We start from the raw sequence: 13,302 nt of genomic DNA on the forward strand, positions 1-13,302 counted from the left end.
TAGCGAAGAGAGCTGAGAAATGAAGGTCACCAAGGCCCAAGCACAAGCTAACCGGGCCCATATCGTGGAAACGTCTTCCACGCTATTCCGTGAGCGCGGCTACGACGGCGTGGGTGTTGCAGACCTCATGGGAGCTGCCGGCTTCACTCACGGCGGTTTTTACAAACACTTCAAATCCAAGGCGGATTTGATAGGTGAATCCGCGACGTGCGGAATCAACAAGACGGTCGAGCAGATGCAGGGCATCGAACTCGCCGACTTCGTCAATTTCTACCTGTCCCGCAAGCACCGCGATGAGAAAGGGAAAGGTTGCACCCTAGCGGCACTGGGCGGAGACGCCGCTCGACAGTCCAATGACATCAAAGCAGCTTACGAGGCTGGGATTGAAAAGTTGCTGGAGGTTTTACAGGGCAAGGATGACGAACCGAAAGCAAGTCGTGCGGAAATCATCGACACCTTCGCACACGCCCTAGGCGCCTTGATTCTGTCTCGCGCTTGTCCGGACGACTCACCACTTGCTGATGAAGTGCTCAGCGTGTGCCGTGAGCAGATCATGGACAAATTGACGCCCTGAGGCAGGCCCATCCATTCCCCATGAGCGTCACTGCTCGAGCATGAGTCCTTTCCACTTCCGTTCGATCCGAATGCGACTTACTTGAATTCCAGGCGAAAAAACCGCCAACAGGGGCGGTTCGCAACGAACCACCATTCGGCATGATCAATGCCATCGATATGCACACCCGTAAAGTGCTGTGGCAGAACCCGCTGGGTACTGCTCGTGCGAACGGCCCGTTCGGCTTGCCAACCGGCCTGCCAGTTCGTTTCGGCGTACCAAGCAACGGCGGCCCGATCACTACCGCAGGCGGTCTGGTATTCATCGCTGCTGCGACCGACAACCTGAGACCGACTTCGTCGGGGCAGACAACTACGTCGGCATACAACTCGCCACCCAGCACTTGATTGACCTCGGGCATCGGGACATTGCCTTCGTCGGGCGCAACAGCACCTATTCGGTAAGCATGGAGCGTTTGCACGGCTACATGGAGTGCTTGGAGAAAAACGGGATTACCCCAAATCCGGACTGGATGATCGAAACTGCCATCAGCCTGGCTGGCGGCAAAGACGGCATGAGTCGCCTGCTCGACATGGATCGTCGGCCGACAGGAGTGGTTTGCTACAACGACCTGATTGCCACTGGCGCGCTCAGCGAGCTGGGCAACCGAGGACTTAAGGCGGGTGAGGACATCGCTTTGATCGGGAGTGACGGGGTCGCGAGCTCCGCATACTGCAACCCTCCCCTCACCACCGTGGCCCTGGAGCCTGAGCGTATTGGAGAGGTTGCTAGCGAAATGCTCATGAAGCGCCTGAAGAACCCAGACACCCCTGCCATGAAGTTCTTACTCAAACCGAAGCTGATTGTGCGTAAAAGCTGCGGCCTGACGCGTAACTAATCAACCCGAGAATTGGCAGCTATGCAGGAGGCTCGGAGAATTATTTAATTCTTATTAGCACGCGCAGGTTGGTTACCTTTCTGCCGCCTGTCAATCCTCAGCGAGAGCCGAGCAGCTTCATAAAAACAGACTTTGTTCTTTCCGAATGTGAGCTGACGAGCCGCACCTTGCGGCCCGCTATCAGAGATCTTGACTTTGGTCGCTAGGGCTTCTTGTGTGACGCGGGCGTTCATCCCATTCCCGATCTTTCCTCCCTCTTGTACGCCGACCGGTTCATCAACTGGATCGCCCACAACTGCATCCGTTGAATTCCCAACGGCAATACAACACATGCATCTAGGGCTTGGATTGGCGCGGGCAGATTTGAGACTGAAACTTTTTCAGATATCCGAGGCTGAGCGCACCCAATAAGCGTATGAAATGAGAAAAGCCACCCAAGCCGCAGTGGCAAAAATGGCTTTTTTCCTATCAACATGCACCACTGTCGGGCATCAAGTTTGCCCCCAGCACGCCGGCAATCGCACAGCGTTCGTCGTTGTCGGAGCTGTCACCGCTGATACCGATAGCGCCGATCACTTCCCCTGCCCCATTACGCACCAGCACCCCGCCGGGCACCGGAACCATATTGCCGCCGGCCAGGGCACTCAATGCATTGAAGAATGCAGGAAGCGCGGCAGCACGATGGGCAAGTTCGCGGCCGCCAAAGCCCATGCCGAGCACTGAGGCGGCCTTGCCCGACGCGATTTGCGGTCGCAGCAGGCTGGCGCGCTCGTCGCGTTTGAGCGCCAGCAGGTGACCGCCGGCATCCAGTACCGCAACACAAAGTGGCTGCAAGGCTAACCGCCGGCCCTCTGCCAGCGCAGTGTCGACCATCTGCGACGCCAGTTCCAGGGTGAGCTTATTCATGCCGGCCTACCTCCTGCTCAGGTTCAGGTGCGCTGCGCTTGCCCATGTCCACGGCCCGTTGCCGGGTGTGAAGTTCGGCCCATTTCACCGTGTTGAAGTCACTGACCTTGTAGGGATCGTAGCCCGGTACCTGGGCCTCCACGCGATGCCCGCCTAGGTACACGTCACGTATGCGCTCGCGCTCCTGAAGAATCGAGACGTTCTGCAGGGGGGAGCCATCAACACAGATGAAGTCGGCGCGACGGCCAACCTCGATGGCGCCCACCTGCTGCGCCACGGGCATCATCCGCGCGGCAACCGAGGTTGCCGCGCGCAATGCCTGGGCAGGGCTGAAACCCAACCAGTCGACAAAAATCTCGATTTCACGGGCGTGCCATTCACCGTAGGGAGTGATGGCGAAACCGCTGTCACTGCCGGTCATGAACGGCACACCGGCTTCCCGGGCGCGGCGCAAGTTGCGACAACCCACCTCGATCACACGGCGCTGCATCGCAGCGTAACCACAGCGGGTCGAAGGCTCGTAATCCTCGGCAAATTCGACGTTGTTGGCGAGCATGGTGAAGGTCGGAGCGAGGTGACTACCCGATTCGAGTATTGCCTCGATACAGGCATCGTCTAGGAAAAACCCGTGGAAGATCACGTCCACCCCCGCCTTCGCCGCATACAGCACCGCTTCGCGGCCATAGGCATGCACGGCGACCTTTTTTCCAAGGCGGTGGATCTCCTCGACCATGGCGCGGGTCTCGTCCTGGGTGAACGCAGCGATATGTTCACCGTTGGGACGCATGTGCGGGCCGTCCATAGCGATCTTGATCAGGTCCACGCCGTCCTTGGCCTGACGACGGATTTCCGCAATCTGCTCGTCGCGGGTAGCGCACAGGCGGCCAGAGAAATACTCAGGCGTACCGACCCAACTGGGGAACCAATCGTTCAGGCTCTGCCGGTTGGCGATTACATTGCTGCTGGCGGCAATGCGTGGGCCAGTGAACATACCGGCATTGATAGCGTTGCGTACGGCAATGCTGCAATGCCCGGCGTCACCCGGCACTACCACCGAGGTGTAGCCGGCGGCCAGTACATGCTGGGTAAAAAACAGACCGCGCAGGGCGCGAAATTCCGGCGAGACGTGCAGGTCGATGTCTTCCTCGCTTTTGGCGTTGCCGAACACCAGATGGGTGTGGACATCCACCAGGCCGGGCATGACGAAGTGTCCGCCAGTGTCAATCACGCGTTCGCCAGGCAATGGCTGAGGAGCGGTCTGGCGAGGGCCGACATGGGTGAACACACCCTTTTCGATGATCAGCACCTGGTCGTGGCGAGCCTGGTCCTCAAGGCCAGTAAAGAGGGTTTGGCAGTGAACGTGGCGTCTGGGCATGGCGGTCTGTCCTGTTGTTGTCGTACCGACACGGTATTGGGCAGCCAATGCCTGAGGAAGTGAAGATTCCTGCTAGCCGGCCATGACAGAAATTGATAGCCGTCGTGGTCAGCCCGCCACCTCCGCCAACAACTGGCGCAGCCAGACCAGCGCCGGGTCACTGTCCTGGTAGGCGTGCCATTGCATCACCTGCAGAGTGGCGGGAATGGCGAGTGGTGGTGGCAGCAGGCGCAGAGGAAAGCGCTGCGCGTAGAGGTGCGCCAGGCGACTGTGCAGGGTCGATAGGCAGGGGCCGCCAACGATGAATTGCGGATGACGCGCCGAGCCATGGGCAAGCGGCAGGATCACCAGGTCGCAGTGCCGGTGCTCCAGGGCCTCATCCACCAGGCTGCCCGGCTCGGCACCGCGCAGCGGCACCAGCGTGAGAAGTTGCAAGTCGACCTGGGGCGCAAGGCTGGCCAACCGTCGCATCAGCGCCGGCATGAGCACCGCGATCACATAATCCGACGCAATGATGCGGAACTTGCGGCGCGCCGCTCCCGGGTCGAAGCGTGCATTGGCGAAGGCAATGCCCCGCGCGTTTTCCAGTACCTGGTCGATACGTGGGTGCAGCGACTGCATCAGCGCCGTGGGCAGCATGGCGCCGCCCACGAGGACGAACAGCGGATCGTTAAAGTGCTCCCGCAGGCGACCCAGGGCCACGCTGACCGCTGACTGGGTCAGGTGCAGGCGCACCGCGGCGCGCGTGACGTGCTGCTCGACAAACAAAGCGTCCAGCACCACCAGCAGGTTCAGGTCTAGTCCATGGAAGCGCACGCAATAGCCTCATCGTTTGCCCGAGGGCCACCCTCCTCCAGCCAAACATTTCCCGAAACGTCGACCTTTACCATCAGTGCTTGCAGCGACTGGCCCTGACAGGGGCCAAGCACGCAGAAGCCGTTGTCGGGCTGAAACAGCGCACCGTGAGCAAAGCAGACGATGTGCCGGCCATCGCCAGACATGAAGCGGTCCTTGCGGTACTGCATGGCCACGTCCAGGTGCGGGCACAGGTTTCGATAGACACGCACCTGGCCACGCCAGCGCAACGCAAGCACGGTGTCACGCCCCTGGGCCCAGGGGTCGAACCCACGTGCAAGGCCTTCCTGCAACTGGTCGTCGCGGCAGAGTAATGTCAAATCCTGGGACACAGAGACCTCGATAACTCAGGGGGTGAGCGCGTAATCACCGGAATAGCCGCCACGGCTAGCAGTTTCAGATCGGTTCGGCGGTCAGCTTGAGCATCGCCTTGGTCAGTCCGATGCGATCGAACGTCGCGTCACGGGCCATTTCCCTCTCCCCGGCCATGATCGAGTTCTCGCTGATGTACTTGCAGCGCTCAAAGCGGCGCGTCATGAAACGCTCAAGCCGCCGCTCCACCGAACCGCTGCCGCACAGCTCCAGGCTCAGAACCAGCGCGTCTTCGATTGCCATCCCTGCGCCCTGCCCCAAATGCGGCGTGGTTGCATGAGCCGCGTCGCCAATCAGCAGCACACGGCCTTTGAACCAAGGTTCGTTGACGAACACCACTTCCATGGGTTTGTAGACCACCTGGCTGCTGTCAGTAATCTGCTCGCGCAACTCGCCCACTAGGCCTGCGATCTTACTGATGCGGTCACGCATCAGTTCGGCCAACTGTGCCGGCTCATAGCGGGGGTTACCCGGTTCGTGGGAGGTGGAGAACATGTACATCAGGTCGTCGGACAGCGGTACCAGGCCGGCGTTGCCCTCAGCACCGACATAGCTCGCCAGATGATCAATGGAAGGATGTCGAGGAAAGTTGTAGCGCCACACGGCCTGCCCGGTGAAACGCGGCTTGTAGGTGTCGCCAAAGAGCATGCCGCGAATCTTCGAGTAAACGCCGTCGGCCCCCACAACCAAGTCGTAGCGAGCAGCGCTGCCATCGGTGAAGCTCACATCCACGCCGGCCGCGTCTTGTTGGAAGGATTCTACCGACAAGCCAAGGCGTACCTGGGTGCCAAGGTCGATCGCAGTGGTGCTCAGCACCTGGTGCAGAGACAGGCGCGAGATACCGACGTTGGCGGGATACTCCGGGCCGGCCAGGCGCTGGCCTGGGATACGTACCAGGGCATTGCCCTGCAGATCGTAGATGCCAACATCCTCGAAGGCATAAGCCGCTTCGAGGTAGCCTTCGAGCACGCCGAGGCGGGCCATCTCTCGCACCACGTTGCTCTGCTGAATGATACCGACACCATAGACGGTCCACTCGGACTTGATTTCCACCAGGTCCACCGCGATGCCCTGGCGGCGCAATGCGATGGCCGCGCAGAGGCCACCAATCCCGCCGCCGACTACGAGTACCTTGCTGATATCGCTGCTCATGGATGAATCCTTGTTCTTGTTGTGGGAGCGCAGGGTCGATCGCGAGCGTGACAACCCGAGCATTAACAGTGTTTTGACCGGGACCACGCCATCGCGGCTGGATAGCACGACATCAGAGAGGCCCTAGGAGCACAGGCTAGGAAGGCAGGAACAATTTGACTAATCGTTAGTCGGGATGCAGGGTATCGCGAAAATAAATACAACAAGAGATGCCCGTGATGCGCTTTAAACACCTGGATTTGAACCTCCTGGTGGCGCTGGATGTACTGCTGGAAGAGCAGAACATCACCCGTGCCGCCGCCCGCCTGCACATGACCCAATCGGCCACCAGCGGTGTGCTCGGACGCCTGCGGACCTACTTCGAAGATGACCTGCTAGTGCAGGTGGGCCGCAAGATGATGCCCACCCCACTGGCAAAGGAACTGGCATTACCGGTTCGCGACGTACTGCTGAAAATCCAGACCTCCATCACCGCCAAACCAGTGCACGACATCTCCGAGAGTAAACGTCACTTCCGCATCATGGCCTCGGACTACCTGATCAGCGTGCTGTTCGCCGAGGCGATTCGCGAGATCAACCATGAAGCCCCGAACATCACCTTCGAACTCATCAGCCCCGGCCAGACCGCGATGGAAATGCTCATGCGCGGCGAAGTGGACCTGATGATCGCGCCAGAGCACTTCATCGTTAAGGAGCACCCCTCACAGCTCTTGTTCGACGAACAGCACGTCTGCGTGGTGTGCGCCGAGAACCACAGCATCGGCGAGCGCCTGACACTGGAACGCTACCTTGAGCTGGGCCATGTCGGCGTCGCCTTCGGGCGCAGCCGTACGCCCGGCATAGAGGAGTGGTTCATGAGCCAATACGGTTGCAAACGCCGCGTGGAAGTCATCACCCACGACTTCAATACCTTGGCGCAACTGGTCATTGGGACCCAACGCATCGCCACCATGCACAGCCGCCTGGCACGGCTTTATGCACGCAACCTGCCGCTGCGCATCTTGCCGCCGCCGGTGGAGCTGCCGGCCATGCAGGAATACATGAGTTGGCACCGCAGCCTGGACCGTGACCCCATGCTGCGCTGGCTGCGCGAAAAGCTGACAGAGATGGTCAGCCGCCCAGAGTCTGCCGTTACCGCTTGAGCCCCTCGGCATTCGGGGTCCCGCTACGGCCCCATCCCGGATGCGCCAACCAATCGATACTGGCGATGCGTGCCCTCAGCGTTCGCCATGCCTGCCGTCACGGCGGCACGCCAGGTATCTCGCAATCCGATAGCTGGCATCCGAACAAGCGATTTGTCCAATCCTTTGGCCCATGCGAGCTTGCGCAAGCTGCCCCAAGGGGCGGCCGACGCCCGCGCCACTGCCTGATGCGGGAGCGTTCACACCGGGTTGCCCGACTTGAGCCCTGCCGATCTGCGAACAGCGCCTCGGGCGATAGCCCTCGCTATGCAGGGTCGATGGCGGCCAGGACCAGAAGAAGGAAAAACAACAATATGTTCCGCTATTTCCCCACCAACTACGTTTGGAACCTCTCGGTAAACCTCGCTATCGAGATGGGCGCGCGCATCGGTGAAATCGTCGAAATGTGCGAACCGCTTCAGGAAGCCGCCAAGCAACCTGACGCCGACGGAACCCGCGCCTTTCGAGAAGCCTGGTCGAAGACGGCCGACAAACTCTGCGACCTGGCCCGCGAGGACGAAGAGAAAGGCCGCCTGCTTTCGGCCGGCGAAAAGTACAACCGTGCCGCAACCTACTACCTCACAGGTGAACGCCTGCAAGCTCACGGCGCCCCAGGTCGCATGGAGCTTTACCAACGCTTCCTCGACACCTTCGCCCGCGGCATCGCGCTCTCCGGCGAGAACTGCGAGCGGGTCGAGATCCCCTATGAGGGCAAAGTCATTTCCGGGCTATTCATCCGTGCCGAAGGCGTACAGGGGCCGGCGCCTCTACTGCTGCAACTCAACGGCCTGGATTCCACGAAAGAAATGAAATACCGAGTTGGCCTGCCGGCCTGGCTCGCCAAGCGGGGCGTGTCATCGCTGGTGATCGACCAGCCGGGCACCGGCGAAGCGCTGCGCCTGCACGACCTGAAAGCCCGTTATGACGCCGAGCATTGGGGCAGCCGCGTGTTCGACTGGCTGGAAACCCGTGCGGATGTGGACCCCAAGCGCATCGGCTGCGAAGGCGTGTCGCTGGGCGGCTACTACTGCCCGCGTGTGGTGGCTTTCGAGCCGCGCTTTGCCTGTGGCGTGGTGTGGGGCGCCAACCACGACTGGCGCGACGTGCAAAAGCGCCGCCTGGAACGCGAAGGCAGCTTCCCGGTGCCGCATTACTGGGAGCATGTGCGCTGGGTCTGGGGCGGTAAGAACATCGACGAATTCATGACCATCGCCGAAAACGTCCACCTGGACGGCGTCGTGGAGCGGATCAAGGTGCCGTTCCTGGTCACCCATGGCGAGCAGGACTCACAGATCCCGCTCAAATGGGCCCACCGCACCTACGAACAACTGGTCAATAGCCCCAAGCGCGAACTGAAGATCTTCACCCCGCGCGAAGGCGGTGTGCAGCACTCCAGCTTCGATAACTCCATTAACGCCGGCCAGTACATCGCCGACTGGGTCGCCGAAAACCTCGGTGGTCGTACCGCCTGATAGACAAGAAGAGAAACCGACCATGAAGATCATCGGACCTGATTACCTTGTGTTCGGCGTCGACAACGTCGACGCCTGCGTGCAATACCTCACCGACTACGGTTTGAAGCCGGGCAAGCTGGACGAAGCCGGCGGCTACCTTGAGGCCCTGGACGGCACAGGCATTGAAATTCGCCACCGCGACGACCCACGCCTGCCCAAGGCCATGGAGACTGCGAACACCCTGCGCGAAACCGTTTACGGCGTAGCCGACGAAGCCACCCTGCAGGCCATCGAGGCCGAACTTTCCAAGGACCGCACCGTTGTGCGTGGGGAGGACGGCGTTTTGCGCGTCGTGGACGACATGGGTTTCGCCCTGGGTTTTCGCATCACCCTGCGCCGCCCGTTGGTGATGCCCGGCGAAATAAGCAACGCCCCCGGCGCACAGCTGGGCCGCGCCATCAACTCGCTGGGCGCCAGCGACGACATGCCGGCTTTGCCACGCAGCCTGTCGCATGTGGTCTATTTCGTGCCTGACCAGGCCAAGGCTGAAGCGTTCTACACCCGCCTGGGCTTTGTCTGCACCGACCGCTTCGTCGACACCGGCCCCTTCCTGCGCCCGGCTGGCACCCAGGACCACCACACCCTGTTCCTGATCCAGACGCCGCCGTTCATGAAAGGTATCGAACACTTTACCTTCCACATGGGTGGCCCAACCGAGGTAATGATTGCCGGTACCCGCTTCGTCGAGAAAGGCTATGAGTCGTTCTGGGGGCCAGGGCGTCACCAGCTGGGGTCCAACTGGTTCTGGTACTTCAACAGCCCCATGGGCTGCCACGTGGAATACGACGCCGACATGGACCTGCATGACGAGCGCTGGACCGCGCGGGTTGCAGCGCCCGGTGCCGATAACTCGCAGTACTTCCTCTTCCATTACCAGGAAAAATGGGCCCCTGGCGGCCCGCCACCCAAACATTGAGGGTGGGTGGCTCCACGAACGCTGACACGCCGTGAGCGGGTCGCCCCCTATACCCTGGGGCGACCCGCTCTTCGTTTCCCGGCAAACCGGTTGGCCAGGGGTCATTCAGACTGCTTGTACTACCCTACCACTCCGAGTGGGTCAAGGTTGTTGGCGGGATACGGCGAATGGTGCGAAAGCCCACATGAGAGGTCGCCAGGTCCGCATCCTGGCGCTCACGTGCCGCCGTGCGGTAGCGGGCGCAATAGGACGCGGCGCAAAGGTAGGAGCCACCCTTGATGACCTGAGGACGCGACGGTGCAAGCGCGCTACGCAATTGGCTCGGATCGCCATTGGCGTGACTGATCAGCGGCCCCCATTGGGCATCTGCCGTCCATTCCCAAACGTTGCCGATCATGTCGAACAGCCCAGCGGCGTTGGCGGCAAAACAGCCCACTGGGGCAACGCCAGCGAAACCGTCCTCGGCTGCGTCATGCACGGGGAACACGCCCTGCCAGTAATTTGCGGCGGGCTGGCCGTTGCTGTCGCGTGGTTCCTCGCCGAGACGTTGCGAGGGGTCAACGCCGCGCGCTGCATATTCCCATTCGGCCTCGCTGGGAAGGTCGTTGCCGCGCCACTGTGCGTAGGCCTGGGCGTCCGCCAGGGTGACCAAGGTCACTGGGTACTGGTCCAGGTTGGCCAACGGCCCGTCCGGGCCCGATGGGTGGCGCCAGTCAGCACCCCTTACGTAACGCCACCAAGGCAACGCCGACCCGTCGCTGGCCGTGTCCAGCGGTACGTGGAACAACGCGGCGCCACCGGAGCGCTCAGCCTCGGTGATGTAATGGGTAGCCTCGACAAAGGCGCCGAACTGCGCGCGGGTAACTTCGGTGCGATCGATCCAGAAGTCGCCCACGTGCACTGGGGCGAACGGTCGCTCATCCGGGTAACCCCCATCAGTGCCGGGGGTGAAGCGCCCGCCGCTGACGCGGACCATCCCGGCCAGCGGGTCGTTGCCCCAACCCGCCGGCAAGCCACCGTAGGCCTCGCAACCGGCGACATTGCCCAAGGGCAGGCTGGTGGGCGGCCGCGCAGCTACCGTCGCCAGGGCCAGCACACTCAAGCAACCGACAACGATCAGCTGGCGCCTCATGGGGCCTTGGCCAGAGGCGGTGCGACCACTCCGACACGGCGGGCGTAGTCCTGCCAGGCCTGCTGCAAGCGTTGCGTCGTTTCCGGCTGGCTGGCGGAGAGGTCGTGCTGCTCGCCGCGATCGTGCGACAAGTCGAACAACTGCCAACGCAACGGTGGCTGGGGCTGGCCCGGCATGCTCCAGGGCACCAGGCCAAGGAGTTTCAGGTTACCTTCACGGTAATAGCGGCTGCCAAACAGCTCACCGGCCATTACCGGCTCAGCCCGGCCTTTGCCTTCGAGCATCGGCAGCATGGAGCTGCCGGTGATGGGATGCTTGGGCTGGCCTTGGTACTGGTCACCCGGGTCCGGCAGACCCGCCAGAGCGAGGAAGGTCGGCGCTAGGTCATCCACCCGTGCCACGCCACGCTCCAGCCCCTGGCGACGCAGGCTGGCCGGCAATTGTACGATGGCCGGCACGCTGATACCGCCTTCGGCGGTGCTGCCTTTGAACAGCCGCAGTGGCGCCGCGCTCACCTCTGCCCAGCGCAGCCCGTAGTCGATCTGCGACCCGCGTCGGCCGAGATTCTCCAGGCGGTTGTCGGTATTCGGACCGGCGGGGTAGTACTGCTCGTGGCGTTCGCCAGCGGGGCCGTTGTCGGACATGAAAACGATCAAGGTGTTGTCCATCTGGCCGCTGGTCTGCAGGTATTCCAGCAGGCGACCGACGTTGTGGTCGAGGTTGTCCACCATCGCGGCGTAGATCTCCATCTTGCGCGCCTCGATGCGCTTGCGCTGGGGGTCCAGTTGGTCCCAGCCAGGCAACTGCGGGGTGACCGGGAGCGGCGCGGCGCTCTGGAAGTCGGCAGGCAGCAGGCCTTTTTCTTTCATGCGCTCGATTCGCGCCTGGCGAACCGCGTCGTAGCCGCCGTCGTAGCGACCGCGGTATTTATCCAGGTAAGCCTGCGGTGCTTGCAACGGCCAGTGTGGCGAGGTGTAAGCCGCATACGCGAAGAAGGGTTTGCCACTGCCCTGCCCCGCCTTCAGGTACGCCAGCAACTTGTCGGTATAGAAGTCCGTGGAATAGAAGTCATCCGGAAGCTCCACTGGCTTGCCATTCTCGCGGTAAGAGAGTTGTTCGATCTTCGCGGTCGAGCCAGGGGCGGGCTTGAAGTGCACCCCACCCCCTTCGAGCAGGGTGAAAGACTGCTCGAAGCCACGACGGTCCGGGCCCTGCTCCGGGGCCAGGCCCAAGTGCCACTTGCCGACCATGGCGGTACGGTAACCACCATCGCGCAACAGGCCGGCGATGGAGTGCGCCTGTTGGTTGAGGTAGCCCTCATAGCCTGGCTTGCCTCGCTGGAATGGCTGCATCCCTTCGGCCATGGTACCCAGCCCGGCCAGGTGGTTGTCGGTGCCGGACATCAGCATGGATCGGGTCGGCGAACAGGTCGGCGCAGCGTACATGCTGGTCAGCTGCAGACCACTGGCCGCCAGGTGATCGAGGCTCGGTGTGGCAATTTCACCACCGAAGGCGCCGAGGTCGGAGTAGCCCAGGTCATCGGCCACGATCAGCAGTATATTGGGGCGCTCGGCCGCATCGGCGAGCACTGGCGCAAGGCACGCTAAGGCCGCCAACAGTACGCGTAATCGCATGGGGAGTTGCTCCTGTTCTTATTCTTCGAAGATGGCCACGGCGCGGACGAAGCCGGCCGAGGCATGCTTGATCTTGTAAGGGAAGCAAGACACCAAAAAGCCGCTGGCCGGCAGGCTATCAAGGTTGGCCAGTTTCTCCATCTGGCCGTAGCCGATGTCGCGCCCAGCCTTGTGGCCTTCCCAGATGATCGACGCATCGCCACTCTCGGCGAAGCGTTCGCGGGTGTACTTGAAGGGTGCGTCCCAGCTCCAAGCGTCGGTACCCACGACCCGCACGCCGCGCTCCAGCAGGTAGAGGGTGGCTTCACGGCCCATGCCGACACCTGCTTCCAGATACCCCGGCTCGCCGAACAGGCTGCCGGCACGGGTGTTCACCAGCACGATGTCCAGCGGCTGCAACTCATGGCCGATACGCGAAAGCTCAGCGTGCACCTCGGCGCCAGTCACCACATGGCCATCGGGCAGGTGGCGAAAGTCCAGCTTCACTCCCGCTTGCAGGCACCACTCCAGCGGCAGCTCATCGATACCGAACGCCGGCTTGCCGCCGTCGGTGGTAGAGGCGTAGTGCCAAGGCGCATCCATGTGAGTGCCGCTGTGGGTGGTGATCGACAGGCGCTCTGCTGCCCACGACTCGTGCCCCGGCATCTGGTCCAGGGACAGGCCAGGGAACATCGCGGCCATTTCTGGCCAACCCTGCTGGTGGTCCATGTAGTCGATCTTGGGCAGCAGCGGCGGCGGGTCGGTGTAGGGGTTGTTGTCCAGCGTTACCGAGAGATCGACGAGGCGGCGTTTACGGGCAAGGGTCATGGCAGCA

General features: G+C 62.0%; 14 protein-coding genes. 6 read left to right on the top strand and 8 right to left on the bottom strand.

Translation table 11 applies throughout. The features are described 5' to 3' along the window. Positions 1-19 precede the first annotated feature (19 nt). From D886_RS0107325 to D886_RS27705, 3 genes are all read left to right on the top strand, one after another. Positions 20-574 carry a TetR/AcrR family transcriptional regulator gene (locus tag D886_RS0107325; protein WP_027593280.1) on the top strand — a complete coding sequence of 185 codons (555 nt, stop codon included), beginning with the start codon at positions 20-22 and terminating at the stop codon, positions 572-574. Positions 575-714: 140 nt separating this feature from the next. Beyond that, on the top strand, positions 715-960 hold the full coding sequence (locus D886_RS28185) for a hypothetical protein (protein WP_050580728.1): 246 nt from the start codon (positions 715-717) through the stop codon (positions 958-960). After that, positions 957-1,451 (top strand): substrate-binding domain-containing protein, encoded by a 495-nt coding sequence (locus tag D886_RS27705; RefSeq protein WP_256214957.1) that lies wholly within the window; start codon positions 957-959, stop codon positions 1,449-1,451. Before D886_RS28185 ends, D886_RS27705 begins: the two co-directional genes overlap by 4 nt. A 468-nt stretch (positions 1,452-1,919) precedes the next feature. On the opposite strand, the gene D886_RS0107335 is transcribed toward D886_RS27705, so the two are convergent. From D886_RS0107335 to D886_RS0107355, 5 genes are all read right to left on the bottom strand, one after another. Then, positions 1,920-2,357, bottom strand: coding sequence for a heme-binding protein (locus D886_RS0107335; RefSeq protein WP_027593281.1), 438 nt, complete (start codon positions 2,355-2,357; stop codon positions 1,920-1,922). Then, positions 2,350-3,732 (bottom strand): amidohydrolase family protein, encoded by a 1,383-nt coding sequence (locus tag D886_RS26795; RefSeq protein ID WP_050580730.1) that lies wholly within the window; start codon positions 3,730-3,732, stop codon positions 2,350-2,352. Before D886_RS26795 ends, D886_RS0107335 begins: the two co-directional genes overlap by 8 nt. A 108-nt stretch (positions 3,733-3,840) precedes the next feature. Beyond that, positions 3,841-4,548 carry a LysR family transcriptional regulator gene (locus D886_RS0107345; protein ID WP_027593282.1) on the bottom strand — a complete coding sequence of 236 codons (708 nt, stop codon included), beginning with the start codon at positions 4,546-4,548 and terminating at the stop codon, positions 3,841-3,843. Further along, on the bottom strand, positions 4,530-4,919 hold the full coding sequence (locus tag D886_RS0107350) for a Rieske 2Fe-2S domain-containing protein (RefSeq protein WP_027593283.1): 390 nt from the start codon (positions 4,917-4,919) through the stop codon (positions 4,530-4,532). The genes D886_RS0107345 and D886_RS0107350 overlap by 19 nt, the downstream gene beginning before the upstream one ends. A 64-nt stretch (positions 4,920-4,983) precedes the next feature. Then, on the bottom strand, positions 4,984-6,111 hold the full coding sequence (locus tag D886_RS0107355; RefSeq protein ID WP_027593284.1) for an FAD-dependent oxidoreductase: 1,128 nt from the start codon (positions 6,109-6,111) through the stop codon (positions 4,984-4,986). Between the two features lie 218 nt (positions 6,112-6,329). On the opposite strand from D886_RS0107355, the gene D886_RS0107360 reads away from it, so the two are divergent. The 3 genes from D886_RS0107360 (at position 6,330) to D886_RS0107370 (ending at position 9,722) form a co-directional block, all read left to right on the top strand. Next, positions 6,330-7,253 carry a LysR family transcriptional regulator gene (locus D886_RS0107360; RefSeq protein ID WP_027593285.1) on the top strand — a complete coding sequence of 308 codons (924 nt, stop codon included), beginning with the start codon at positions 6,330-6,332 and terminating at the stop codon, positions 7,251-7,253. 353 nt (positions 7,254-7,606) lie between these two features. Continuing rightward, complete coding sequence (locus D886_RS0107365; protein ID WP_027593286.1) at positions 7,607-8,764, top strand: S9 family peptidase; 1,158 nt, start codon at positions 7,607-7,609, stop codon at positions 8,762-8,764. Positions 8,765-8,786: 22 nt separating this feature from the next. Next, the gene (locus D886_RS0107370) at positions 8,787-9,722 is read left to right on the top strand and encodes a VOC family protein (RefSeq protein WP_027593287.1); all 936 of its coding nucleotides are present in this window, start codon (positions 8,787-8,789) and stop codon (positions 9,720-9,722) included. Positions 9,723-9,846: 124 nt separating this feature from the next. On the opposite strand, the gene D886_RS26800 is transcribed toward D886_RS0107370, so the two are convergent. From D886_RS26800 to D886_RS0107385, 3 genes are read right to left on the bottom strand one after another with little or no spacing between them, the layout of a single operon-like run. Further along, positions 9,847-10,854 (bottom strand): formylglycine-generating enzyme family protein, encoded by a 1,008-nt coding sequence (locus D886_RS26800; RefSeq protein WP_033694015.1) that lies wholly within the window; start codon positions 10,852-10,854, stop codon positions 9,847-9,849. Then, the gene (locus D886_RS0107380; protein ID WP_027593288.1) at positions 10,851-12,488 is read right to left on the bottom strand and encodes an arylsulfatase; all 1,638 of its coding nucleotides are present in this window, start codon (positions 12,486-12,488) and stop codon (positions 10,851-10,853) included. Before D886_RS0107380 ends, D886_RS26800 begins: the two co-directional genes overlap by 4 nt. A gap of 18 nt (positions 12,489-12,506) precedes the next feature. Beyond that, positions 12,507-13,295 (bottom strand): cyclase family protein, encoded by a 789-nt coding sequence (locus D886_RS0107385; protein ID WP_027593289.1) that lies wholly within the window; start codon positions 13,293-13,295, stop codon positions 12,507-12,509. Positions 13,296-13,302: the final 7 nt, after the last annotated feature.

This window comes from Pseudomonas sp. LAIL14HWK12:I7, from assembly GCF_000483465.1.
Taxonomy (GTDB): Bacteria; Pseudomonadota; Gammaproteobacteria; order Pseudomonadales; family Pseudomonadaceae; genus Aquipseudomonas; species Aquipseudomonas kermanshahensis.

Bases quoted from the DNA above. Each gene is read 5' to 3' on its own strand.
- D886_RS0107365 (WP_027593286.1), top strand. From the start codon at position 7,607: ATGTTCCGCTATTTCCCCACCAACTACGTTTGGAACCTCTCGGTAAAC.
- D886_RS0107360 (WP_027593285.1), top strand. From the start codon at position 6,330: ATGCGCTTTAAACACCTGGATTTGAACCTCCTGGTGGCGCTGGATGTA.
- D886_RS26795 (WP_050580730.1), bottom strand. From the start codon at position 3,732: ATGCCCAGACGCCACGTTCACTGCCAAACCCTCTTTACTGGCCTTGAG.
- D886_RS0107380 (WP_027593288.1), bottom strand. From the start codon at position 12,488: ATGCGATTACGCGTACTGTTGGCGGCCTTAGCGTGCCTTGCGCCAGTG.
- D886_RS0107370 (WP_027593287.1), top strand. From the start codon at position 8,787: ATGAAGATCATCGGACCTGATTACCTTGTGTTCGGCGTCGACAACGTC.
- D886_RS28185 (WP_050580728.1), top strand. From the start codon at position 715: ATGATCAATGCCATCGATATGCACACCCGTAAAGTGCTGTGGCAGAAC.
- D886_RS0107385 (WP_027593289.1), bottom strand. From the start codon at position 13,295: ATGACCCTTGCCCGTAAACGCCGCCTCGTCGATCTCTCGGTAACGCTG.
- D886_RS0107355 (WP_027593284.1), bottom strand. From the start codon at position 6,111: ATGAGCAGCGATATCAGCAAGGTACTCGTAGTCGGCGGCGGGATTGGT.
- D886_RS0107335 (WP_027593281.1), bottom strand. From the start codon at position 2,357: ATGAATAAGCTCACCCTGGAACTGGCGTCGCAGATGGTCGACACTGCG.
- D886_RS26800 (WP_033694015.1), bottom strand. From the start codon at position 10,854: ATGAGGCGCCAGCTGATCGTTGTCGGTTGCTTGAGTGTGCTGGCCCTG.
- D886_RS0107325 (WP_027593280.1), top strand. From the start codon at position 20: ATGAAGGTCACCAAGGCCCAAGCACAAGCTAACCGGGCCCATATCGTG.